Origin of the sequence: Exiguobacterium sibiricum 7-3 (assembly GCF_000620865.1) — a bacterium.
Lineage (GTDB): Bacteria > Bacillota > Bacilli > Exiguobacteriales > Exiguobacteriaceae > Exiguobacterium_A > Exiguobacterium_A sibiricum_A.
In genome coordinates this window covers 491,454-513,479 of record NZ_KK211190.1, presented here as the reverse complement: position 1 = coordinate 513,479, position 22,026 = coordinate 491,454, and the positions used below count along the sequence as shown (strand labels likewise).

General features: G+C 49.7%; 19 protein-coding genes and 1 riboswitch. Of the genes, 6 read left to right on the top strand and 13 right to left on the bottom strand.

What is annotated here, in order from left to right; all coding sequences use genetic code 11:
• Positions 1 to 93: 93 nt before the first annotated feature.
• The 5 genes from P402_RS0103585 to P402_RS0103560 all read right to left on the bottom strand — a co-directional run bounded on the left by P402_RS0103585 (position 94) and on the right by P402_RS0103560 (position 6,341).
• Positions 94 to 1,179 carry a universal stress protein gene (locus P402_RS0103585; RefSeq protein WP_026827453.1) on the bottom strand — a complete coding sequence of 362 codons (1,086 nt, stop codon included), beginning with the start codon at positions 1,177 to 1,179 and terminating at the stop codon, positions 94 to 96.
• Complete coding sequence (locus P402_RS0103580) at positions 1,176 to 1,697, bottom strand: potassium-transporting ATPase subunit C (protein WP_026827452.1); 522 nt, start codon at positions 1,695 to 1,697, stop codon at positions 1,176 to 1,178. The genes P402_RS0103585 and P402_RS0103580 overlap by 4 nt, the downstream gene beginning before the upstream one ends.
• 13 nt (positions 1,698 to 1,710) lie before the next feature.
• Positions 1,711 to 3,774 (bottom strand): potassium-transporting ATPase subunit KdpB, encoded by a 2,064-nt coding sequence (kdpB, locus tag P402_RS0103575; protein WP_026827451.1) that lies wholly within the window; start codon positions 3,772 to 3,774, stop codon positions 1,711 to 1,713.
• A 17-nt stretch (positions 3,775 to 3,791) separates the two neighbouring features.
• Complete coding sequence (gene kdpA, locus P402_RS0103570; RefSeq protein WP_026827450.1) at positions 3,792 to 5,432, bottom strand: potassium-transporting ATPase subunit KdpA; 1,641 nt, start codon at positions 5,430 to 5,432, stop codon at positions 3,792 to 3,794.
• Between the two features lie 322 nt (positions 5,433 to 5,754).
• A riboswitch (cyclic di-AMP (ydaO/yuaA leader) is annotated at positions 5,755 to 5,906 on the bottom strand.
• Positions 5,907 to 6,146: 240 nt separating this feature from the next.
• On the bottom strand, positions 6,147 to 6,341 hold the full coding sequence (locus P402_RS0103560; protein ID WP_026827449.1) for a hypothetical protein: 195 nt from the start codon (positions 6,339 to 6,341) through the stop codon (positions 6,147 to 6,149).
• 173 nt (positions 6,342 to 6,514) lie between these two features.
• Between P402_RS0103560 and P402_RS0103555 the strand changes: the two genes are divergently transcribed.
• On the top strand, positions 6,515 to 6,994 hold the full coding sequence (locus P402_RS0103555; RefSeq protein ID WP_026827448.1) for a glutathione peroxidase: 480 nt from the start codon (positions 6,515 to 6,517) through the stop codon (positions 6,992 to 6,994).
• 105 nt (positions 6,995 to 7,099) lie between these two features.
• On the opposite strand, the gene P402_RS0103550 is transcribed toward P402_RS0103555, so the two are convergent.
• Both P402_RS0103550 and P402_RS0103545 read right to left on the bottom strand, forming a co-directional pair.
• Positions 7,100 to 7,669 carry a hypothetical protein gene (locus tag P402_RS0103550; protein WP_026827447.1) on the bottom strand — a complete coding sequence of 190 codons (570 nt, stop codon included), beginning with the start codon at positions 7,667 to 7,669 and terminating at the stop codon, positions 7,100 to 7,102.
• 104 nt (positions 7,670 to 7,773) lie between these two features.
• On the bottom strand, positions 7,774 to 8,841 hold the full coding sequence (locus P402_RS0103545; RefSeq protein WP_026827446.1) for a glycerate kinase family protein: 1,068 nt from the start codon (positions 8,839 to 8,841) through the stop codon (positions 7,774 to 7,776).
• A gap of 140 nt (positions 8,842 to 8,981) precedes the next feature.
• Between P402_RS0103545 and P402_RS0103540 the strand changes: the two genes are divergently transcribed.
• The 3 genes from P402_RS0103540 (at position 8,982) to P402_RS0103530 (ending at position 14,042) form a co-directional block, all read left to right on the top strand.
• The gene (locus P402_RS0103540) at positions 8,982 to 12,527 is read left to right on the top strand and encodes a CDP-glycerol glycerophosphotransferase family protein (RefSeq protein ID WP_026827445.1); all 3,546 of its coding nucleotides are present in this window, start codon (positions 8,982 to 8,984) and stop codon (positions 12,525 to 12,527) included.
• 199 nt (positions 12,528 to 12,726) lie between these two features.
• Positions 12,727 to 13,416: a zinc ribbon domain-containing protein gene (locus P402_RS0103535; RefSeq protein ID WP_026827444.1), complete on the top strand. Its 690-nt coding sequence runs from the start codon at positions 12,727 to 12,729 to the stop codon at positions 13,414 to 13,416.
• Complete coding sequence (locus tag P402_RS0103530; protein ID WP_026827443.1) at positions 13,413 to 14,042, top strand: hypothetical protein; 630 nt, start codon at positions 13,413 to 13,415, stop codon at positions 14,040 to 14,042. Before P402_RS0103535 ends, P402_RS0103530 begins: the two co-directional genes overlap by 4 nt.
• Before the next feature lie 72 nt (positions 14,043 to 14,114).
• On the opposite strand, the gene P402_RS0103525 is transcribed toward P402_RS0103530, so the two are convergent.
• Positions 14,115 to 15,023 (bottom strand): Gfo/Idh/MocA family protein, encoded by a 909-nt coding sequence (locus P402_RS0103525; RefSeq protein ID WP_026827442.1) that lies wholly within the window; start codon positions 15,021 to 15,023, stop codon positions 14,115 to 14,117.
• Positions 15,024 to 15,182: 159 nt separating this feature from the next.
• Here P402_RS0103525 and P402_RS0103520 point away from each other — a divergent pair, with 159 nt between their 5' ends.
• Together P402_RS0103520 and P402_RS0103515 are read left to right on the top strand one after the other, a co-directional pair.
• Positions 15,183 to 16,436, top strand: coding sequence for an SH3 domain-containing protein (locus tag P402_RS0103520; protein WP_235188815.1), 1,254 nt, complete (start codon positions 15,183 to 15,185; stop codon positions 16,434 to 16,436).
• Positions 16,437 to 16,588: 152 nt separating this feature from the next.
• A complete protein-coding gene (locus P402_RS0103515) occupies positions 16,589 to 17,200 on the top strand; it encodes an AmiS/UreI family transporter (RefSeq protein WP_026827440.1) in 612 nt (203 codons plus the stop codon).
• Positions 17,201 to 17,471: 271 nt separating this feature from the next.
• On the opposite strand, the gene P402_RS0103510 is transcribed toward P402_RS0103515, so the two are convergent.
• The 5 genes from P402_RS0103510 to P402_RS0103490 are packed head-to-tail and all read right to left on the bottom strand — an operon-like array spanning position 17,472 to position 22,013.
• Positions 17,472 to 18,395: an LCP family glycopolymer transferase gene (locus P402_RS0103510; RefSeq protein WP_026827439.1), complete on the bottom strand. Its 924-nt coding sequence runs from the start codon at positions 18,393 to 18,395 to the stop codon at positions 17,472 to 17,474.
• A 34-nt stretch (positions 18,396 to 18,429) separates the two neighbouring features.
• Positions 18,430 to 19,170: a hypothetical protein gene (locus P402_RS0103505; protein WP_034769678.1), complete on the bottom strand. Its 741-nt coding sequence runs from the start codon at positions 19,168 to 19,170 to the stop codon at positions 18,430 to 18,432.
• A gap of 23 nt (positions 19,171 to 19,193) precedes the next feature.
• Entirely contained in the window at positions 19,194 to 20,348 is a 1,155-nt protein-coding gene (locus P402_RS0103500) for an aminotransferase class I/II-fold pyridoxal phosphate-dependent enzyme (protein WP_026827437.1), read from the bottom strand.
• Positions 20,345 to 21,412 carry a lipid II:glycine glycyltransferase FemX gene (locus P402_RS0103495; RefSeq protein WP_026827436.1) on the bottom strand — a complete coding sequence of 356 codons (1,068 nt, stop codon included), beginning with the start codon at positions 21,410 to 21,412 and terminating at the stop codon, positions 20,345 to 20,347. Before P402_RS0103495 ends, P402_RS0103500 begins: the two co-directional genes overlap by 4 nt.
• The gene (locus P402_RS0103490; RefSeq protein ID WP_026827435.1) at positions 21,393 to 22,013 is read right to left on the bottom strand and encodes a sugar transferase; all 621 of its coding nucleotides are present in this window, start codon (positions 22,011 to 22,013) and stop codon (positions 21,393 to 21,395) included. The genes P402_RS0103495 and P402_RS0103490 overlap by 20 nt, the downstream gene beginning before the upstream one ends.
• Between the last annotated feature and the right edge of the window lie 13 nt (positions 22,014 to 22,026).

The window sequence follows — 22,026 nt, the reverse complement described above, 5'->3', positions numbered from 1 at the left end:
ATCAAATGATTCGTTGTCTGGATTTTTTGTGTGCTTTAATCGTCGCCATCTGACGGAAGACGTCTCCTGCATTTACGCGGAAGAGACACCCTGTCAGACTTGGTCATCCGAGACGATTTGCAAATCAATGCCCCGGTTTTGACGCATGATTTGAGTAACGATCGAGCCGCGCCGGATCTCCTGCCAACGGGTCCGTGCGGATTGACCGAGCACGATTTGTGTGATGCGGTGATGTTTTGCGGCCGCCGTGATGGTTTCCGCAATCGAACGTTCCCCTTGAATCCGAATTAAGACTTCTGCGTCAAACAAGGCACCACTTTCGCGTAACATCGCCAGTATTTCTTTTTGAGATGCCGCTAGCTGATTTTCCGGTTTGGGTAGAATCGTCAAGATATAGAGATCCGCTTTCATCCGGCTCGCCATCCGAAATCCACGATAAATCAACTTTCGCGCATTTTCATTCAACTGGACGCAAACCAAAATTCGTTCCTGTAGTAATGTCGGATCTTTTTCAATCAGCAGACGGGCTTGATACACTTGATCGTCGACTTCATCTGCGACTTGCCGGAGCGATAACTCCCGTAAGCTCGCTAAATTTTGTAAGGAGAAAAAAGAATTCAAGCTCTGTTCGATTTTCTCTTTTTTATAGATTTTTCCATGTTCCAATCGCTCGCGCAAGGTTTGCGGTGTCACGTCGACCAGTAAAATCTCGTCCGCCTCACCGAGGAAGGGATCCGGAATCCGTTCACGTACTTCTACCCCCGTCATTTCTTTCACCTTAAACAATAAGCTTTCGAAATGTTGGATGTTGACGGCCGAATAGACATTGATTCCCGCTTCAAGCAGGACGGAGACATCCTGATACCGTTTTTTTCGAACTGATCCGGGAGCATTCGTGTGCGCCAGTTCATCAATCAAAACGATATCCGGCTTCCGGGCAACGATCGCTTCGACGTTCACCTCAAGAAAAACCTTCTCTTTATAGTGCACTTCGAGTAACGGAACCTGCTCGAGCCGTCCAATCATCTCTGCCGTATCGCGTCGGCCGTGTGTCTCAATCAAACCGATGACGACGTCCTTTCCTTCCCCGACTAACGCATGTGCATCCGCGAGCATCTTATACGTCTTTCCGACACCGGGAGCCGAGCCGATGTACAGCTTCAGCTTCCCGCGTGTCATGATTGACTCCGATCAAGCTTCAGATTCAACATCAGAACGTTCACGTATTGATTATTCCCTGCTTCCTTGTCAATCAATCGTCGAACCGTATCAGGCGACAGATTTCGTTCGGTTGCAATACGTTTCACCTGTGCCCGTGCATAGTCGAGCGAGATGTGCGGATCGAAGCCAGAACCGGATGTCACGCGGGCATCGTCCGGAAGCGAAGCGCCGTCCACTTGGTTCTGTTTCTCGAATTCCGCCATCTTCTTGCCAAGCTCCGGGTTCGATGCTGCCAGGTTATCCCCAGCAGATGATCCCGCTAATTGATCGACTGCTGACGGACGTCCATGGAAGTACTGTTTGGACGTAAAGGGTTGTGCGATCAATTCCGATCCGATGAATTTTCCGTTTTCCTGCACCAGTGAACCGGCTGCTTTGTCCGGGACAAGTAACTGACCGAATAAGGTCAGCAAAGCGGGAAAAACAATCCCGCACAACGCTGTGACGAAAACCGTCACACGAATGGCCTGTTTCATGATTCTGTTCTCCTTATAGGATGCTTGCAAGCAAGACATCAATGATTTTAATGCCGATGAACGGGACGATGACGCCGCCAAGACCATAGATGAGTAAATTCCGGCCGAGCAGTTGATCTGCCGTCATCGGTTTATACGAGACACCTTTCATCGCCAGCGGAATTAGCATCGGGATGATGATCGCGTTAAAGATCAGTGCCGACAGGATGGCCGTCGTCGGGGAATCGAGTCGCATGATGTTCAGCAGTTCCATCTGAGGAATCGCCACCATGAAGATTGCCGGAATGATCGCAAAGTATTTCGCGACATCATTGGCAATCGAGAACGTCGTCAACGCGCCGCGTGTCATCAGCAACTGTTTCCCGATTTCGACGACTTCGATGATCTTCGTCGGATTGGAATCGAGATCAATCATGTTGGCTGCTTCTTTTGCTGCCTGTGTCCCGCTGTTCATCGCAAGACCGACGTCGGCTTGGGCGAGCGCCGGCGCATCGTTCGTTCCGTCCCCCGTCATCGCGACCAAGTGTCCGGCGTCCTGCTCGCGTTTGATGACCCGGATTTTATCTTCCGGTGTACATTCGGCGACGAAGTCATCGACTCCGGCTTCCCGGGCGATCGTCGCTGCCGTCAATGGATTGTCACCGGTACACATGACGGTTTTAATACCCATCTCCCGCAGGCGGTCAAAACGTTCCCGCATGCCTGGTTTGACCGTATCTTTCAAGTAAATGACACCTAAGATCGTCGAATCGATGGCAACGACGAGCGGAGTGCCGCCGAGACGGGAAATCTGCTCGACCGTTTCCTGCAGATTGCTAGGAATGTCTCCTCCTTGATCTGCAACCCACTGTTGAATCGCTTGACCGGCCCCTTTCCGAACGCGGCGACCGTCTGCTAAATCAAGTCCCGACATCCGCGTTTCCGCCCGAAACGGAATGATTTCCGCCCCGTCCAACTGTTTTTGTTCAATCGGCATGTTTCGTAGTTCAGCAAGTTCTAGGACCGAACGTCCTTCCGGTGTCTCATCGGCAAGTGACGAAAGCGTTGCGCCGGCAAAGACGGCTTCCGTCGTCGCGTCACCGACCGGTAGAATATCGGACGCCATCCGGTTCCCGAACGTAATCGTACCGGTCTTATCGAGAATGATCGTTTGGATGTCTCCTGCCGCTTCGACCGCCTTTCCACTCATCGCAATGACGTTAAAACGGGTCACTCGGTCCATCCCGGCAATTCCGATTGCCGATAACAATCCGCCGATTGTCGTCGGAATCAAACAGACGAGCAGTGCAATCAAGATCGGACCCGACAAGCTGAATCCTAAATAATTCGTAAAGACAGGCAGTGTCATGACAACGAGTAAAAAGATTAGTGTCAAGCTCGTCAGCAAGGTCGACAGCGCCAACTCGTTTGGTGTTTTTTGCCGGCTTGCCCCTTCGACGAGCGCAATCATCTGATCGAGGAACGACTCGCCGGGATTGCTTGTGATCCGGACTTCGATTTCATCACTGACGACTAACGTGCCGCCGATGACAGACGAAAAGTCGCCCCCTGCTTCTTTGATGACCGGTGCCGATTCTCCGGTAATCGCGGATTCATCAATCGATGCCAGACCTTTGATGATTTCCCCGTCCCCCGGTACATATTCACCGGTCCGGACGAAAACGATGTCGCCTTTACGCAGTGTTGCCGAGGACACGTTCTCGATCATTTGACCGACTCGTTTGCGTGCCATGACATCAGCTTTCGAGGCTTTCAATGAATCTGCCTGCGCTTTCCCGCGTCCTTCCGCAATCGATTCAGCGAAATTCGCGAATAAGACGGTCAGGAACAGAATGATGTTGACGGCTAAGTTAAAGCCGCGCATCTCATCGATGAAAATCGTATAACCGATTGCCAGCAGGCAACCGATCCAGACGACGAACATGATCGGTTGTTTGACCATATGTGCCGGATTTAGTTTTTTCAAGGCATCAAGTGTCGCTTGTTTCGCAATCGACGGATTGACGGCTGATGTTGACGCTTTTTCCGGAACGTTCGGTTCCTGCTCAACGGATTGATGTTTGATTGGTTCCATCATATTTCATTATCTCCTGTTCACATCGTCAGCCAATCCGCGATAGGTCCAAGTACGAGCACCGGCAAGAATGTGAGTGCACCGACGAGTACGACCGTACCGAGGAAAACTGTACCGAAAAGTGGGGTATCTGTTTTAAACGAAAATTCATCTTGCGGAACAGCCGGTTTTGCTTTCAGTGATCCGGCAATCGCAAGCATCAGGATCAAAGGAATGTAACGACCGAAGAATAGGGCAAACGAAGTCGAAACATTCCAGTAGACGTTCGCATCGCCGAGTCCCTCAAAACCGGAGCCGTTGTTAGCCGTCGCTGAGGTGAACTCATACAAGACTTGTGACAGGCCATGGTACCCGGGATTGGAAATTGCCCCGACACCTGGTGCAACGTACATCGAAATCGCTGTTCCGACCAGAATCAGAAACGGCGGGACCAGTAACGTGATTGCCATTAGTTTGACCTCAAACGTCTCCAGCTTCTTGCCGAGGAAGGTCGGTGTCCGGCCGATCAACAGTCCCGTCAGGAAGACGGCAACGAACGCGTACAGCAGTACGTTCAGGAAACCGGCACCCGTTCCACCGTAGACGACATTCAGCATCATGTTTCCGAGCTGAATCAGTCCGGCAAGCGGATGAAGCGAGTCATGCATCGCATTGACGGCACCGGTTTCAGCGGCTGTCGTAATGGAACTGTACAAGGCGGTTCCGACTTGACCGAACCGGAGTTCCTGACCGTGTGCGGTCGGATTCGCAAACAAACTGCCGGCCATTCCGAACGTCATCATGACAAACAGGATCGTCATCACACCGAGGAACAGACGGCCCTGCTTCGCTGAACCGATGATTTTTCCATAAGCCACCGGAAGTGACATCGGAATCAACAGCATCAAAAACATCTGGATGAAGTTGACGTATTGGTTCGGGTTTTCAAACGGATGCGCTCCGTTGGCTCCGAAGAAACCACCGCCGTTGTTCCCGAGCTGTTTAATGACTTCAAAGGCAGCGACCGGTCCGCGGTAAATCAACTGCTTCGCGCCTTCGAGCGTCGTGACGTTGACGGCACCACCGAACGTCTGCGGCACACCAAACAGAATCATCAACAATCCAAACACAAACGAAACCGGTAACAGGATCCGGACGATGAAACGGACAAAGTCGGCATAAAAATTTCCGAGCCGTTTGTTGGCAAGTCCGCGAATGACTGCCATACAAACGGTGAACGCCATCGTCGGTGCGACGAACAGCATCGTTCCGAGGACAAATGTCTGCGACAGATACGATAACGCTTCACCTGAATAGTGCTGTTGATCGGTATTGGTCATGAAGCTGATTGTCGTATGCAGTGCGGTCGACCAGTCAAGATTAGCGGCACCGTTCGGATTCAGAGGCAAACTTCCCTGAAAACGCAGCAACAGATACCCTCCGACAAAAAATAACAAGTTGACGAGTAACAGACTTTTCGCATAACCGACCCACGACTGGTCTTGTTTTCGTTCATCCACACCAAGTACAAGTAAAAATCGCCGTTCAATTTTACCGAACGAATCCATTTTCCGGTCTTCGACAGGTGCAAAATAGGTTCCGATGTAACGGCCGAGCAAGACGGCTGCTCCGAGTGCAATGATGAGCAATATCCAAAACTGGATTAAAAATTGAGTCCACATGATTTGTTTCTCCTATGCGATTAGAATTTTTCTGGATAAATCAAACAATAACTCAGATACAAAAAGACAAGGCAACCGGCAGCGAGTAAAAACCATGTCATTTCCGGTCACCTGCCCGCCATTGAATCCGTTCAATCAGACCAATCATCAAAAATGACGTTCCGAAAAAGAAAACAAATAACAAAACACTCCAAAGATCCCCCATTTTGAAATTACCTCCATATTATTCAATATTTTTACAATTAAACACGACAAAAAGACGATGCAAGGCAGTAACGGCCCCAGCATCGCCTTAAAAAATTGGCATCACTGAATAAGAGTCGTTCCCTCCTAAAAACGCCTGCGGGGTTAGCTGTCGGATTCGGGCATACCTAGGATTTCGCCCTACTTCTCATTTCGAGAAGATTCACCCCGTGTCACGTATCGTGACGGTTGGGTCCCCCGCTTCAATCATGAATTCGGCGTACTTTGAGATCGAAGCATTAACATGTTAGTGTTCGTTGATGAGATGGATATTACTCCGATTATTCAAGCTTGTAAATAGAATTTCTAAAAAAAATATAATCAGACTTTTTGATGACTTATTTTATAAAAATAGTGTTTTTAACATGTATGCTATAGAAGAAAAAAAACCGCAGGAACCGATTCCTTCATCTGAATGGAAAACATCCTTCAGCAGGAAATCGGACTGCGGTTTTTTTGAATCAACATCGGTTATGATTGCTCATTCAGTTTGGCCTGGACCGTCAAAGGAGCTAGCATCGTCACCCACAGGGCGACCACTCCAGAAACAAGAATCACAATATCGCGTTCGAATCCGAGGGTCAGCAATGTAATACAGCTTGCGACCAAGACGAGACAAAGCGTCGCGATCATGACAAAACGCGATTGTTTCAACATCTTTCTCATGTGGCATCTCTCCTTTCCTTCCAAAGTCTTTTATATTTTATCAAATATCGGCACGATTCAGAGCGGCTGACACCGGATTGTGAAGGGATTGTCATCTGACGACAACCGTTTTTCAGGCGAAAGCCGGAGGCATTTGCTACACTGGGATTAAGACCATAAGGGGGAATTTAAACATGTTACAGGAGCAGACATTTCAACGGATCGATGGTACGGAAGCAACATTAAAAGATTATCCGGGACAGGCTTGGCTGATCGTCAACACAGCGAGTAAATGCGGTTTGACACCACAGTTTGAAGGACTGGAACAACTTCATCAGGACTACCGGAAACAAGGACTCGTCGTCCTCGGTTTCCCGTGTAATCAGTTTGCCGGACAAGATCCGGGAACGGACGAAGAAATCCAGAGCTTTTGCCAAATGAACTACGGCGTGACGTTCCCTGTCTTCTCAAAAATCGAAGTCAACGGGGAAGGTACACATCCTTTGTTCGCAGAATTGAAAGCACTTGCCCCGAACACGACGGGCGAGCAGGACGTCGAATGGAACTTCACGAAATTTTTAGTGACGCGTGACGGGGAAGTCACACGATTCGCACCGAAAACTAATCCGACGGATCTTGTCGCAGCCATTGAACGGATTGTCGTTCCGGTTTAACATCGCTTCGTACGAAGCACATCTTTCCATCAGACAAACGGGGGAGCGGATTTAACATCCGTCCCCCTGTTTTCTTTCTATTTCTTTTTGCTGATACAAAACAACTCACGGTGTCCCCGGATCCAAATGCCCTTTGATCATTTCTTCCGCCAACACTTTCACATCCTCGACATCCCGCATGTCTGTAAACGGATGCCCCCATACATCGAGCGATTCGATTTCTTCGATCGGCTGGGTCCGGAAACGTTTTCCGGTCGGTTCAAATGATCCGGCAGCCGTGGATTCGAAGGCGGCATACTTTAGCAACCATGGTTTATCGAGCAACAGTTTTGTCGTCTGTTTCGGGTTTTTGAACATGACGTCTCCGACCAGGACGACTGGATCAAATCGTTCGTGGAGCGGATGTGTGTATTGAACGGAAACAATCAGCGCATGATTCGAGACTTTCTCATTTTGACGTGTGTAAGACCGAGTCAAAAAATGCGGAACAAGCGACTCCGCGCTGTCTTTCGTCTGATGAATGCTGATACCGTGTTCCGTTTGGACGACGTCCGGTAAAATCGGTTCGTAACCCCGATTGGCGAGTTGTTGATCGAGCTCCTTGAATAACAATAATGTATGTTCGACGAGTGCCCGGACTTGTCGAAATGACAGTTGAATCGACTGATTGATCATGATGGTGACCTGCCTTCCAATTGATAGAGTAATATAGTTTCTTTTACCCTAAGCGCTGTCGCTTCATTCCTTTTCCAGTCAACCATTTCCCTAAATTAGAAAAGTCATTTCGGGTTTAAACGTCGGACGATTTGCTCTGCCCGTCGCGCCAGCCGCTGTTTCGTGACGAACGGATCGAGTGTCTTCACTTCATCCGGATCATGAATCGCTTCGCAGATCCACGCCTGTTCCAGCCGTTCCGTGACTTCTCCTGCCAGTAAGATACAAGGAATACCCGCACGATCAGCTAATGCACTGACTTGTGAAGGAAGCTTTCCCATCGCGGTTTGTCGGTCCACCCGCCCTTCCCCCGTCCAGACATAATCTGCCCGTTCGATTCGTTCCTTCGCATGAATCATCCTTAGGATGAACGATGCTCCCGATTCGATCGAAGCACCGAGCGCGTATGCCGCTCCACCAAGTCCTCCGGCAGCCCCCGCCCCTTTGATGTGTTCGATTTGAAGCCGGCGTCCAATCTCTGTTAACCGGCCATCGAGTAAATTGATGTCGGATGCGTTCAATCCTTTTTGAGGTCCAAAGACACACGCAGCTCCTTGTTCACCGGCATATGAAGCCGTGACATCTGCTAAGACATATAAGGACATGCCTGTTTTCGGCAGACGAAGTTGCTTTGTTTCCATCAACGGATTCGTTTGCCACGAAATCGGTCTGCCTGTTTGCGTCAACAAGTCAGCCCCCAGTTCCGCCAAAAAACCAAGTCCGCCATCGGTCGTCGCCGTACCGCCCAGGGCAAGAAAGATATCAGATGCATCAGTCGCCAACACGTGTCGGACGAGACGCCCGACACCCCGTGTATGTAACGAAAACGCATCATCCTCCGGACGTTTCAAGTGCAGTCCGCAAATCATCGCCACTTCGACCACCGCAATCCGGTCTTTTTGAGCATAGGGCACTTCGATTGGACGACCGGCGAAATCGATTGTCGGAGTAATGATTTTTTCAAATCCGTTGGCGGATAACACGTCAATCGTACCTTCGCCTCCGTCCGCGACAGGACTCCAATCGATTGTCGCGTCAGGATCGGCATGTAAGATTCCAGTCTTGATAGCACGTGCTGCATCCGACGAGCTGATGCAGCCTTTGAAGCTGTCGATACCGATAAAATGATGCATCTTGATTGCCTCCTGTGACTTGTCTTTTTTTTGACCATCTAAAAAAAGTAAAATATGATATGATAATTGTCATGCACACGACACGTTTTGTTTGTTTTCCCGTTGAAAACAGACGATTTTTTATGAGGAGGTTCTATCCCGTGAGTCTTTCAAAGACATTATTACGGATGGCACGATTCGGAAAAACGATTTTGCCAACACCGAAAAAAAACAGTTCATCACGCCCTAAGTTCAAACAATTCATGCAACTGGATTCGACATTCCAGGAACAGACCTTTTCAGGAGAGCTTTCTGATACTACAGTGACGGTCGAAGCCTTACTCGTTCGCGACCGTCTTTTGAACGAGGTCATTACATTACCTAATACGCACAGTTCAGGAGGACATCAGTTTTCCTTTTCGTTGACGCACGACATACTTCCTGCCCTCGTCGATCGTGTCCTTGAAAATCAGGAACTGACCGAACAAGAACAGCCGCCACTTCCGGAGATCGCTGACGACATGCTGGTGAACTTAGAGACAGATGCTGCTGACGATACGACTGAAGAGGAAACAGAACTCCCTTCCGGACGCTTCTCGCTTTGGCTCAAATTCTCAAAAAACGTTGCTGATTTCAAACCCGAGACGCTCGAAAAATGGGAAACAAACGGATTACCGAGTCGCGCTACACTGACAGCGGATCGTTTCACGCGGGAAATCATTCTCGGACGGTTCTCGGAAACCCGGATTGCCGTGCCTTTAAAACCACTGCTTGATGCGGACTTCCAACATGTTGCCCATCTGTACACGGATTTAAAAGGCAATCTTCGCCTCTTGTTAAATAAGGAACCAAAGGTTAAACCGAAGATGCAAATTGATGCGATTGATTCTCCAATCGCCGATCAAACGGAAATCAAAGGGAAAATCTTTACCCGGCATGCTTTTATCCGAAAAGGAACGTTACAACTCGTACACCGCGAGACGGGTGAGCAAATTCCGGTCCCGATTGACTGGGTATACGACAATGCCCGGAGTGCCGAAAAATTCGGTCTCTACCGGTATACGTACCGGACAGTCATCGATTGGACACGTCTGCACCGTGAACACAAAGCCTTACAAGAAGGCATTTATGATGCTTTCGTCGCTCTTGACTATTACCATCGTTCTGTCCCGACGTTGCTTCGTCTTGGTCGGGCACGTTACATCACCCGTCAATTGACACCCGAAACACGGGGTCAAGGAGACGCGACGACAATGCATATCATCCCGTACTTTACGGTCGGACATCGGAATCTGTCATTTGAAATGACGGAATTCACGAATGACAACTATGCCTATTTGAATCATATGATGAAGTTTGCTCCGCTCTATCGCCTGTTTGCCGAAAAGAATACATGGCTCGTCGGCGAACGTCCTTATAAAGCACAAGACAACGGTTATCATTTCTTTAAATACATGCGCGAGACGTATCCCGACCGTCCTGTCTATTACGTGATTGATCCTGAGTCCAACGAATATCCTCAGGTTGAACAGTTGGGACATGCGTTGCCGTTTAAATCAAAGGAACATATTTATCATTCACTCATGGCGAAAAAAGTCATCGGGACGCACCATGCTGAATACCTTTATCCGCTTCGCTCGGAAGCGTTCAAACGGAAGATGAAGGCTGATCGCGTCTTTATCCAGCACGGTGTCCTCGGAACGAAAAACATGGACGACCAGTACGGCAAGTTCGCACCGGCGTTCGATACAGATTTGTTCCTCGTCAGTTCAGAACGGGAAAAACGTCTTGTAACTCAGGACATGGGGTATCCGGAACGGGAAGTCCGGATTACCGGTCTGTCCCGCTTCGATGCTTTGCTTGCCAAAGACGTCGAAGTCAAACGACAAATGTTGATCATCCCGACGTGGCGTTCTTGGTTACAGACGCCGCTCCAATTCTTTGAATCGGAATATTACCGCCAGTATCAAACGTTGCTGACGAGTGAACGCTTACACCAATTTGCGGCCGAACACCAGCTCGAAATCGTTTTTTGTCTGCATCCGAACATGCAACAATATACGAGTCACTTCGAGGACTTACCGATCACGGTCATCCATCAGGGTGAACGGGACGTACAGGGATTGATGAAGGAAAGTCTGCTCCTTGTGACCGATTATTCAAGTGTCGCGTTCGACTTCAGTTTCTTGAATCGTCCGGTTCACTACTTCCAGTTTGACCCGGTCCGCTTCATCGGACCAAAGGGTTCTTATCTGGATCTGGCACAGGAACTACCGGGACCGATCTCATCGACACTCGATGAGTTGTTTAATGATCTCGACGCGACGGCTGCTCGGTCGTTCGCGATGGCGCCGGAATATCAAACCCGTGCCGCTGCCTTTTTGCAACCGGTCGAGTCCTCGTATTCGGAAAAAATTCTTCAAACAATCATCGATTTTAAGAAGGAACGGAATTGGATCGAACAAATCCAGACGGCGGAAGCCGCCAATATTCTTTTCCGTCTCTATCGTCGGAGCCGGTTCTACTTCCCATCAATGAAACTGGCCTATCGTTTAATGCAACGGTTACCGGTCGACCCGAAACTCGTTGTGTTTGAAAGTGGACTCGGCAAACAGTATTCTGACAGTCCGCGCTATATCTATGAAGAATTAAAACGACGTAATCTCGATTATAAGGTCGTCTGGGTTTACCATAAGCGCCTCTATCTCGGGGATCCGAACGCCAAAGTCATCAAACGTCTGTCACCGGCGTACTTCTATTACTTGGCGACGGCGAAGTTCTGGGTCAACAACCAAAACTTCCCGCATTACTTCACACGCCGGAAAGAGACGACCTACATTCAGACCTGGCACGGGACACCGCTCAAGAAGATGCTGTTCGACCTGGACGAGATTCATGGACGGGACGAAGGGTACATCGACCGGGTCACGAACTCGATCAAGCAGTGGAGCGTCCTGTTGTCTCCGAGTGCTTATGCCTCGACGATTTTCAAAAGTGCCTTCCGATACGAAGGACCGATTTTCGAATCCGGTTATCCGCGCAATGACTTGTTCTTCTCGAACAATCAACCGAAAACCATCGAGTCGATCCGGACGAAGCTCCAATTGTCGGATGATAAGAAAGTTATTTTGTATGCGCCGACTTTCCGCGATCATCAGTCGCTCGGCAACGGAAAGTTCTTCTTTGACTATCCGTTTGATTTCGACCGTGTCGCGGAAGCGCTCGGTGATGAATATGTCTTCTTGATCCGGACACATGTCCTTGTGACGAAGAAACCGCGGATTCCTGCTGAACACCGGGAACGTTTCATCGATGTCACGAGTTATCCGGATATTCAGGAACTCTACTTGATCACGGATTTATTGATTACCGACTATTCGTCTGTTTTCTTTGATTTTGCGAACATGAACCGCCCGATGTTCTTTTATGCCTACGATCTTGATTTATACCGCGATACATTACGCGGTTTCTATCTTGACTACTACAAGGACTTACCGGGACCGATTCTCGAGACTGAAGATGCCTTTATTGAGGCCTTGGCCAACATTCCGCAATTGACGAACGACTACCAGTCACGACTCGACGCCTTCCGGGAAGCCTATTGTGCGATGGAAGATGGCTTGGCGGCTTCACGTGTCGTCGACAGCTATTTTGCGAAAGACACACTCGAGTTAACCGAGCAACCAGACGGCAGTTATTCCGTCTAAAAACGTGTTTATTTCACATGAACAAGGATTCTTTCCACACCCGTGGAGAGGATCTTTTTTTCTGTTCAGCCGAACAACCACTGGATCCAGCCAATCACGTTTTGATTTGATTTCCAATTAATGTTATTCTAAATTAGAATTTCAAAAATATTATCTGCCACAAAAAATAGTATGTCATTTTACTCAGGAGGGATGATTCATGGAACGTTGTTCACTTTGCGGAACACCATTAGAAACTGAAGCGACAGCATGTTCCTACTGCAAACATCCTGTCCTCAAAAAACGGCAATTCGATGAGGAACTACCTGTCAAACCCGTAAATTCGAGCCGTTATGTCTTATCTTTCATTATCGTTTTCGTGATTACCATTGGAGCCATCGGAACGTGGTATGCCTTGACACAAACCGACTCGACCCATACGACACTGGTTGCGCCGGTCCAGGCCTTACCCCTGTCGGATTGGTCCGATGAAACATCCGCCTATAATCAAACCTATTCGTCGGAAAACCCTCCGGCCTCTTACGATATCTTGAAGTTTGTCCGTCAATATACACAAACGGTTCCGGAAACGGCTAATTATTCAAAAGCGACAGATACACTGGAAACTTTCTCTGCCATCCAGTTTGCGACCTTAGATGCCTTCCAATCAGAAGTCGATGCGTTAGGGACGATTCATGCGGCTTCCGACAGTCCGATTCCGCCGCGTCTCCAAACGGTTGATTTTAAGCGGTTCGTCTCAAAAGGAGATTCCTATCAGGTGAGGACGGTCGAAACCTATCAGCTCCCTGCCGATCAACAGCTCGTCACGTATGATGTCCGCTACAACGTTCGGTTACATACGGATCACCTGCAAATCACGCACATCATCCGGACGGAGGTGCACGCATGAGAATGGTTTCCCTGCTTCTTTTATGTAGTCTGCTGATGGGATGTGCCCAGGAACCGTCACGTATCCAGGACGAACTGGATTTGGGACAATACACGAAAGCCGTCGACCAATCAATCCGTCAGGACCCGATGGATGATGCAGCTCGGTTGATGGTTCGCCTGGAAACACAATTTGCGAGTTATCGTTTTGATGACACCATTATTACTGCCCGAATGATTGAACAGTTACCATTGACACAAGATAATCCGGTTCGCTTGCGTGCCAAGTCGATTCAGCTCAGTGCCGAAGCGATGATGGACCGCTTAACACAAGCAACGGGTACTTACCAAATCGAGCGCAGTATTCTCGATGATGGTCAGGAGGAAAAACCCTTCCCGGCCACAGGTCAACTCAAGGTGTCATTCGGTAAACCGCAGACGTTGATGGCGACGGTTCAGTATCAGCAGTTCGGAACGACCGATGCGCTCCGGAGTGATACGGAGACCGTCCGCTTCGAACCGGATTTATCGGCCCGCCTCTCTTTCTCCGAAGGGCTCGTCAGTTATGTTTTCAGCCGTGCGGGTCTGACCTTAACCTTCGAAGGTCCGGGTGGCAAACGAATCTATCAATTAAAAAAAGCTGATTAATGTCCGAAAAAACGACCGTTCCCTCTCAATCATTGAAGAGAAAACGGTCGTTTTTTTGGATGTATCAAAGATTTACAACGTGTCTAATCGTTTAACGATTTCTGCGCACAACTCATGCGTCGCCAGGCTGTCTTTCCCCGTGACGGACGCCGAAGGATTTCCATGGACAGTCTCGATGAAAGCATCGACCATCTCGACGAATCCGCGGCGTTTTAGTGTCGGCTCCCAGTTATCGAGCGGAAGACGTAATGTGCCGGCTTTTGTCAGTCGTTCCACCGACGTCACATCTGTCGCAATCCGTTTTTCGTTCGGACCCATCACTTCGACGCGTTCTTCCGTCACGCCGTTGTTTCGGTTCATGATGCCGATCGCAGTGATGCCGTTCGATTCGAATTGAATCGTCACGTGATGCAACAATCCGTCGACTTTTTTGCCGCGGACCTGCAACTGTTCGATTTCGCCTCGCCCCGTCAGGAAACGAAGGGTATCCGCGACGTGGACGAAATCATCAAAGATGAAGGTCTTCGCATCTTCGATAAAGGACGTCCGGTTTTTTTGCATGACGATCAGGTTCGGTTCTTCGACTTCAAGTAAAGTCCGATGTGCTGACGCGAAACGGCGATTGAAGCCCGTGATGAAATGCAGACCTTGTTCTTCCGCCTGTTCTGTTAAGGCCCGAACTTCCTCGACTTCGAGCGAGACCGGTTTATCAATGTAGAGATGGACGCCGGCTGCAAGAAGCTGTTTCGCTTGTTCAGCATGGACTTTCGTCGCCGAATGGATCATCGCGACTTGAATCCCCTCTTTAATCACGTCTTCCAGTGAAGATAATGTTCCAGCAAAGCGATAGGCATTCCGCAAGCGTTCTGCTTTTTCTTGATCCGTCGAAACGAGATAGACTTCTAAGTCTGTCCGCTCCGCATAGACTGGTAAATACGCCTTTTGGGCGATATCCCCTAAACCAATTATTGCAATCTTCATCTGATTTCCTCCTTGAACACGTCTTTTGCTCTCATTCCCTATGTTAGCCGGTTTCATGCCGTTCGTGTAGTGAAAGTATTTTTTTGAAAAAGAAGATAATTTCCTTTTTTTGTTTTATGATAAGAACATATTTTGCAAAAGGAGGGAATGAGTTTTTTTATGAAATCATTATTCAGGATTGGTTTGACACTCGTCCTGCTTCTTACCTTATGTCTCCCGGCCTTACCTGCTCAAGCAGCGAGCTACCAAGTCATCGTCACGTCGACGATTGGGGCGAACATCCGGTCGAAGCCAAGTACGAGCTCATCTGCAACCATTACCCGTCGTGCCCCGTATAAAGCTACGTTTACCGCTGTGTCTTATTCGAACGGTTGGTACAAAATTAAAGATGGAGGCGCCTACCGTTATCTGTCGAATCAGGTCGCGAAAAAAGTCGGGTCAAGTTCCGTCAAGACATATAAGATCATCGTTTACTCGACGGCAGGCGCAAACGTCCGCACGTCACCAAGTACAGCCTCCTCTAAAAATATCAAACGGCATGCTACATACAAATCAAAGTTCAACGCTGTTTCCTATTCGAATGGCTGGTACAAGGTCAAAGGGAAAACGAACTACTATTATGTCTCGAATCAAGTCGCCAAAAAACTGACGACGAGTTCCCCGGCTCCAACGGGCGGCAGTTATCCGGTCGCCTCGATGCGTTACTTCAAACTCGGTTCATCCGGTTATGAACTGACGAAAGAAAGTTTTGCCCGCCGTTATCCGGCCAGTACGACGAAGTTATTGACGGCAGTCGTCGCCTACGACGCTGCTGCACAAAAAGGAACACTCGATCAGACGTTTACACTGACATATTCGATGTTATCTGTCCCTTCCGGCAGCAGCACCGCCGGTTTCCGTTCAGGTGATAAAGTCACGATGCGCCAACTGTTAAACGGTATGTTGATCCGCTCCGGCAATGATGCCGCGAAAGCAATCGCAGTCCGGACAGCCGGCTCGGAAGGAAATTTCGTCTCCCTCATGAACAGCCGTGCGAGCCGCATCGGCATGTCGTCCAGTCATTTCATGAATCCGCACGGCTTCTATCACCCAAGCCACTATACGACCGCGGCGGATATGCAGAAGCTTGCTAACACATACGCCAAGTACAGTTATTTGATGACAGTCAGTGGACGCAAGTCCTATCAGACGGCCGTCAAAGGACCTTATGCGCGGACGTTGACGTGGTATCACACGAATACATCACTTCCGGGCGACACACGTGTCTATGCAAGCAAAACCGGTTACACTCCGGAATCTGCTTATACACGGGTCTTCTTCATCAAAAAAGGTTCAACACGTTACGGTCTGGTCACGTTAAAAGGGACCCTTCCACAAACGGAAACGACGTTACGCTCCGTCCTCAATCGTTAAGAACAGACTCTCGGATTCGCTTTCTTCGGAAAGTGGAATCAAGAGTCTTTTTTTGTTGATTTCACCTTAAAAATTTCACTTGCAATGGAAGCGAATTCATCATATGGTGGATATAACAATCAGACGTCTGACGTCTTAATGGAGGAATTCACGTGGGAAATGTAAGTTTGTTATTCGGAGGCGTCGCCCTCTTTTTAAATAGTCTGTCGCTGTTTGGTAAAGTCGACTTGAAGAGTGCGGGTGTCTTCAGTCTGTTAACCGGGTTACTTCAGACGTTCATCGCGACTTGGCTCGTCATCGGGGCAGCCGGAGATCCGGCATTGACGTTCGGCTATGCGAGCATCTATTTATTTGCGTTTACGTACCTGTATGTCGGCATCACCTTTTTATTCGGTCTTGATGGTAGCGGCGTCGGTTGGTTCTCCCTGTTCGTCGCCATCTCCGCGCTGTTTTATGCGGGAGTCAACTTCAGCACCGGTGATATCATCGGTGGTGCGACCTGGTTATTCTGGGTCATCCTTTGGGGATTGTTTTTCCTCGGGATGGGATTAAATATAAGTCTTGATGCTTTGACGGCACGTGTCGCCATCGTGCTCAGTTGGCTGACGTTGATTGTTCCGGCCCTCGTCGGACTCCGGTTCGGGACGACCGGTGCCAACTACCAGCTTATCTGGAGTGCAGCCGCCATCATGACGGTCTTGTATTTCATCTATGCGGCTGTTAAGTTCCTGCCCATCCGCACGATTGTCCGTTCGAAAAACTAAAGATAACAATCCATCCTGGCTTCAACGTCGGGCATGAATATGAAAAAAGGGCGGCGGATTTTAATCTGCCGCCCTTATCTCGTAAAAAAAGAATCACTCGCTACACGCAACTCCTACAGGAAAAAGCGCATTTTTGCGCTGCCAGAGACAAACAAGACCCGCTTTCCTGCCTGAATGAGGCAGGAAAACTGGCTTGTGTCTCGCCTGAGGAAAGTGCGTGAAAGAAAGAGTGATTCCTTTTTGAGTCAGCTTCTTTTCAGTAGCTAAAATATCACTTCAGTTCCTTTTGTAACTCAGTCTGGACCTGTTTCAGAGAAGCGGCTGTCGGATGCCAGTAATAGATGTGATCCGATTCGATGCCGCCGCTTCCTTCAAGCGACAACGTCTCGACCTGTTTCAGACTGTCCCGGTAATCGGTCGCAAGCTTCCGGACGACAGGGAACGGAATATCCGTTTTGACATTTTTACCGAGTGCCGTCAAGACATCATTAAAACGCGTCAAGGAAAAATCAGCCGTCAGTTTATCCGCGACGGCCTGAACGACTTGCCGTTGCCGAATCTGCCGTCCAAAGTCACCCCGCGGATCATCGTGACGCATCCGGGCATAGGCGAGAGCTTCCTTCCCGTTCAGTGAAACTGGACCTTTCGGGAACTGCATCTCATAGTAGGAAAAATTAATATCATTTTCAACCGTCACTCCGTCAACGGCATCGACTAGATCGGTGAACCCTTTGAGATTGATTTCAGCAAAGTAATCGATTCGCAGATCGAGTAGATGCTCGACCGTATCCCGTGCCATTTCCGGACCTCCGAAGGCATAGGCATGATTGATTTTATCGTTGGAACCGACGCCGATGATTTCCGTCTTTAAATCCCGCGGGATGCTGAGCATCTTGCTTTCGCCGGTTGTCGGATTGACCGTCACGACGATGATCGTATCACTCCGTCCGGCCTCACTCCCACGTTGATCGACCCCAAGCAATAAGAACGACAACGCCTTTTGTTGATTAGCCGGTTTGCTCTTCGAGGCTTTTTCCGGTTGAGACGGCGTCGTCGCCTCGACATGTGTCTGATCCGGAACTTCCGCCTGCTTACTCGTCTGATGATCTGCCTGCTGGATGTACCCACCTGATCCGAAAAAAACGAGCAACCCGATACCAACCATTGTTACGATCAGCCACGTCCATTTTTTCATCATGATTTCCCCTTCTCCTTCGGATCAAGTCGATTTACGATTGCTGGTCGGAGACAATCATCACCGCATTGCTCCAACTGCCGAATAAGGCAGTAATGACACCAATACTCGGCGTATCCCGTCCTGCACTGAATCGTTGATAATGTGCAATCGTCAAGCCATCCATTTCAGCTGCCGCTTCCCGTAAAATACGTAACACTTCCTCTTCCGTCCAACGTTTACGCGGTTGTTCAATCCCGATGATTTCCAGGGCATTGCTCCACGATCCGTACCGTCTTGCAATCGTGGCCACCGTCGGCCGGTTTTTTCCGACTGCCCATTTCGTGTAGGTCTGGCTCGTCAAGACGGATAACGTCTCTTGTGCTTCAAGTAACGATTCGATAATCCGGCGCTCCATCTCCTGCACCCGTTCTTTTAAGATTTCCGCTTCCGATAATGCCTGCTGCCACGAGTTGAATTGATGGACGATATCGGTCAAGCTCGGCGCCTGATGTTGCTGAGCCCATTCACGATACGTCGCACTCGTGAAGGGTTCCAGTTCCTCCTTCGCAGCTCGTAAGGCCTCGATGATATCCGACTTGGTGAAGGCTACCCGGACATGACCGATACCGGCCCGTTCGAGAGCGATTTGCCATGATCCGAATAAAATCAGGATTTCCGCGACGCTTGGATACTGGGTATTCAGTTGCCAGCGAAAGTAGGTATTTGCCGTCAGTTCATTTTTCCCGTTCGCAGCGAGACGGAGTGCTTCAATCGCTTCCTCCAAATCGCTCATCACGATGTCTCCCTCCCACACATTCATAACTGAACATTTCGTCGAACATCTTCAACGAGTCCTTGGCGAACAAAACGAATGACGAGTGCCTGATCCGTAAAGCTCATTTGCGAAGCGGACGGTAAACAAATCCCTTCCTCGAACAGACGACGGCTGACATCTTCTTCATTCGCCGTGACATAAGGTACATCCCGGTAGACGGGTTGCAGATGCATCGGTTTCCAGGCCGGACGCGCCTCGATGTTTTTTTGCTGCAACTGTTGAATCAACATGTCCCGTTGTTCCATGCCACCCGGTAACGTCAGTGCCGTCAGCCAGCGGTTTGCGCGGCTTCCTTCGATTTCCTGTTGATAATGCGAAGCATCGACCGTCTCGAATGCCCGGACGTATCGATTAAAGATTGTCCGCCGTGCCTCGACCCGGTCTTCGATGACTTCCAGCTGTCCGCGCCCGATGCCGGCGGAGACATTACTCATCCGGTAATTAAAGCCGACTTCCGTATGCTCATAATGTAAGACGGGCTGACGCGCTTGTGTCGCAAGGTAAAAGGCCCGTTCAATCAAGCTGATGTCATTCGAGACCAACATGCCGCCACCCGACGTCGTGATGATTTTGTTGCCGTTAAACGAATAGATGCCAAACGTACCGAACGTGCCTGTCATCCGAGCGTTGACGGTTGATCCGAGCGATTCTGCCGCATCCTCGATCAACGGCACATCATACTCCTCACAGATGGCGGCGATTTCCTCGATTTTCGCGACGACCCCGTACAGATGGACGACGATGACGGCTTTCGGCAATCGTCCCCGTGTCGCAGCTTGAATCATCGCCCGGCGCAAGGCGACCGGTGACATGTTCCACGTCTCAGGTTCGGAATCGATCAGGACCGGTCGGGCGCCGACATAGCGGATCGGGTTCGTCGAGGCGATAAAAGTCAAGGACTGGCAAAAGACATCGTCCCCTGCCGTGACGCCGAGCGTCGCCAAGGCTAAATGAATGGCTGCGGTCCCGCTGCTCGTTGCAAGTGTTGCTGCTGCACCGCTATATGCTTTCATTGCCGCCTCGAATGCTTCGACGTTTGGTCCGAGCGGCGCGACCCAGTTCGTTTCCAAAGCTTCCGTAACATAACGTATTTCCTGACCACTGAGATGCGGGATCGATAACGGGATGTGTTTCATGATGACTGCTCCCCCCTTGGTGACAGTTGACGGACAGGTGTCCGGTATGCCGGAAACCAGTCCTGCGACGACGGGACGTTGTGTGCGAGGTGCTGTTCGGATAACTGGCGGTACAGTAAAGGATGGAGCACCGATGTTCCGAGCGTAAACGATGTCTGGCGATGGCTGAAGGAACGTTTGTAGGCGAGCAGGCTGTCGTCCTCGTTCCGCGTCGTCCCGCCCCCGAGATGAAGGGCTGTTTTTCCGAGTGCCTTGGCACGACGAATCATTTCAGCGAACAGAAGATGATTCGGACGGGCACCTAGTTCCGCCGGATCAGATGCACCGAGATGATAGTGCGCAAACTGTTGACCGTACAAGACGATACAGCCGGCGATGATGATCCCGTCCCGCTCAGCGACTAATAACTCGGCCGGGAGCTGCCCATCCTGAAACTGGCGAAAGTAGTGATCGGTGAAGTAATAACGGGCATCTGCCTGGTGTTTGTCCATCGTCAACCGGTAGAGCCGGATGAAACTGTCATACTCGTCTTGTCCGGCTACCCTTACCGTGACGTCTTCCCGAATCGCTTTTTTGATATTACGACGCGTCATCGAAGAGAAGCGACTTTCAATCGTCTCAAGCGGATCAGTCAAATCGACCGTCACCGTCGGTTGCAAAACTTTCGTCGTTTCACACCAGATCCGTCCAAGCTCATCATTTTCAAGAAGGGGATGAAACCGAATCGTTTCGCTGACAATCCGTTCTGCATGACAATAATCGAGAAAGTGGCGGCGGATGTCCTCGACTTGATCACTGGACCAGCGTCCGACGAAGACCGGTCCGCCATATCCATACGGAGTCGTCAGGTCTTGAAAAGATGTTCCGGTTATTTTGCGCTTCAAGTACGGATAAATCAGGATGCCGAACTCCGAAGGATGAATGTACATCTCCGGTACCGCCTCCGGTTCTGCCGCGAGTTCGAAGTAAGCGTATTCATAATAACAATCGAGTCCATACCGGACGATGAGAGCATCCCATTCCCGGGGATCGTGAATCAATCGTTCATTGCTTAGCGACATCATGATGGACACCCCCATCGAGTCCCTTGAACTCCCCCATCCCCGTTTGATGATCCGTCGAATTCCCTTCTGAAGAAATAACAATCCTGACGGTCTTCCAAAGAATATATAAGTCGAGTCGGAACGTATGGTTTGCTGCATACCACTGATCCTGTTCCAACCGTTCCTGCCAGGTCGTCGCGTTCCGTCCATGGATTTGCGCCCATCCGGTCAAGCCTGGCAGGACGTCGTGCCGTGTCATCTGTTCTTTTGAGTAATGATTCAAATAGCTGACGAGCAGTGGACGTGGTCCGACGAAACTCATCTGTCCCCGCAGAATGTTAAAGAACTGCGGAATTTCATCGAGACTCAAGCGCCGGATCCATTCGACCGATTTTGGAATCCGGTCGGCGTCCGGTAATAGCTTGCCGTCCGCATCGGTTTCGTTCGACATCGTCCGGAACTTATAAATCTTGAACAGTTCACCTTTATACCCCGGACGGACTTGATTAAAGAAGAGTGGTCGTCCGAGCTTCGTATAGATGAATAAGGCGACGAAGACGTAGACCGGCAACAGGACGATGATGGCGAGTAGACTGACAGTGAAATCGAATGTCCGTTTCATGATAACGTCCTCC

Coding starts and splice junctions, on each gene's coding strand:
- P402_RS0103585 (WP_026827453.1), bottom strand. CDS start 1,179: ATGACACGCGGGAAGCTGAAGCTGTACATCGGCTCGGCTCCCGGTGTC.
- P402_RS0103580 (WP_026827452.1), bottom strand. CDS start 1,697: ATGAAACAGGCCATTCGTGTGACGGTTTTCGTCACAGCGTTGTGCGGG.
- kdpB (WP_026827451.1), bottom strand. CDS start 3,774: ATGATGGAACCAATCAAACATCAATCCGTTGAGCAGGAACCGAACGTT.
- kdpA (WP_026827450.1), bottom strand. CDS start 5,432: ATGTGGACTCAATTTTTAATCCAGTTTTGGATATTGCTCATCATTGCA.
- P402_RS0103560 (WP_026827449.1), bottom strand. CDS start 6,341: ATGAGAAAGATGTTGAAACAATCGCGTTTTGTCATGATCGCGACGCTT.
- P402_RS0103555 (WP_026827448.1), top strand. CDS start 6,515: ATGTTACAGGAGCAGACATTTCAACGGATCGATGGTACGGAAGCAACA.
- P402_RS0103550 (WP_026827447.1), bottom strand. CDS start 7,669: ATGATCAATCAGTCGATTCAACTGTCATTTCGACAAGTCCGGGCACTC.
- P402_RS0103545 (WP_026827446.1), bottom strand. CDS start 8,841: ATGCATCATTTTATCGGTATCGACAGCTTCAAAGGCTGCATCAGCTCG.
- P402_RS0103535 (WP_026827444.1), top strand. CDS start 12,727: ATGGAACGTTGTTCACTTTGCGGAACACCATTAGAAACTGAAGCGACA.
- P402_RS0103530 (WP_026827443.1), top strand. CDS start 13,413: ATGAGAATGGTTTCCCTGCTTCTTTTATGTAGTCTGCTGATGGGATGT.
- P402_RS0103525 (WP_026827442.1), bottom strand. CDS start 15,023: ATGAAGATTGCAATAATTGGTTTAGGGGATATCGCCCAAAAGGCGTAT.
- P402_RS0103520 (WP_235188815.1), top strand. CDS start 15,183: ATGAAATCATTATTCAGGATTGGTTTGACACTCGTCCTGCTTCTTACC.
- P402_RS0103510 (WP_026827439.1), bottom strand. CDS start 18,395: ATGAAAAAATGGACGTGGCTGATCGTAACAATGGTTGGTATCGGGTTG.
- P402_RS0103505 (WP_034769678.1), bottom strand. CDS start 19,170: ATGAGCGATTTGGAGGAAGCGATTGAAGCACTCCGTCTCGCTGCGAAC.
- P402_RS0103500 (WP_026827437.1), bottom strand. CDS start 20,348: ATGAAACACATCCCGTTATCGATCCCGCATCTCAGTGGTCAGGAAATA.
- P402_RS0103495 (WP_026827436.1), bottom strand. CDS start 21,412: ATGATGTCGCTAAGCAATGAACGATTGATTCACGATCCCCGGGAATGG.
- P402_RS0103490 (WP_026827435.1), bottom strand. CDS start 22,013: ATGAAACGGACATTCGATTTCACTGTCAGTCTACTCGCCATCATCGTC.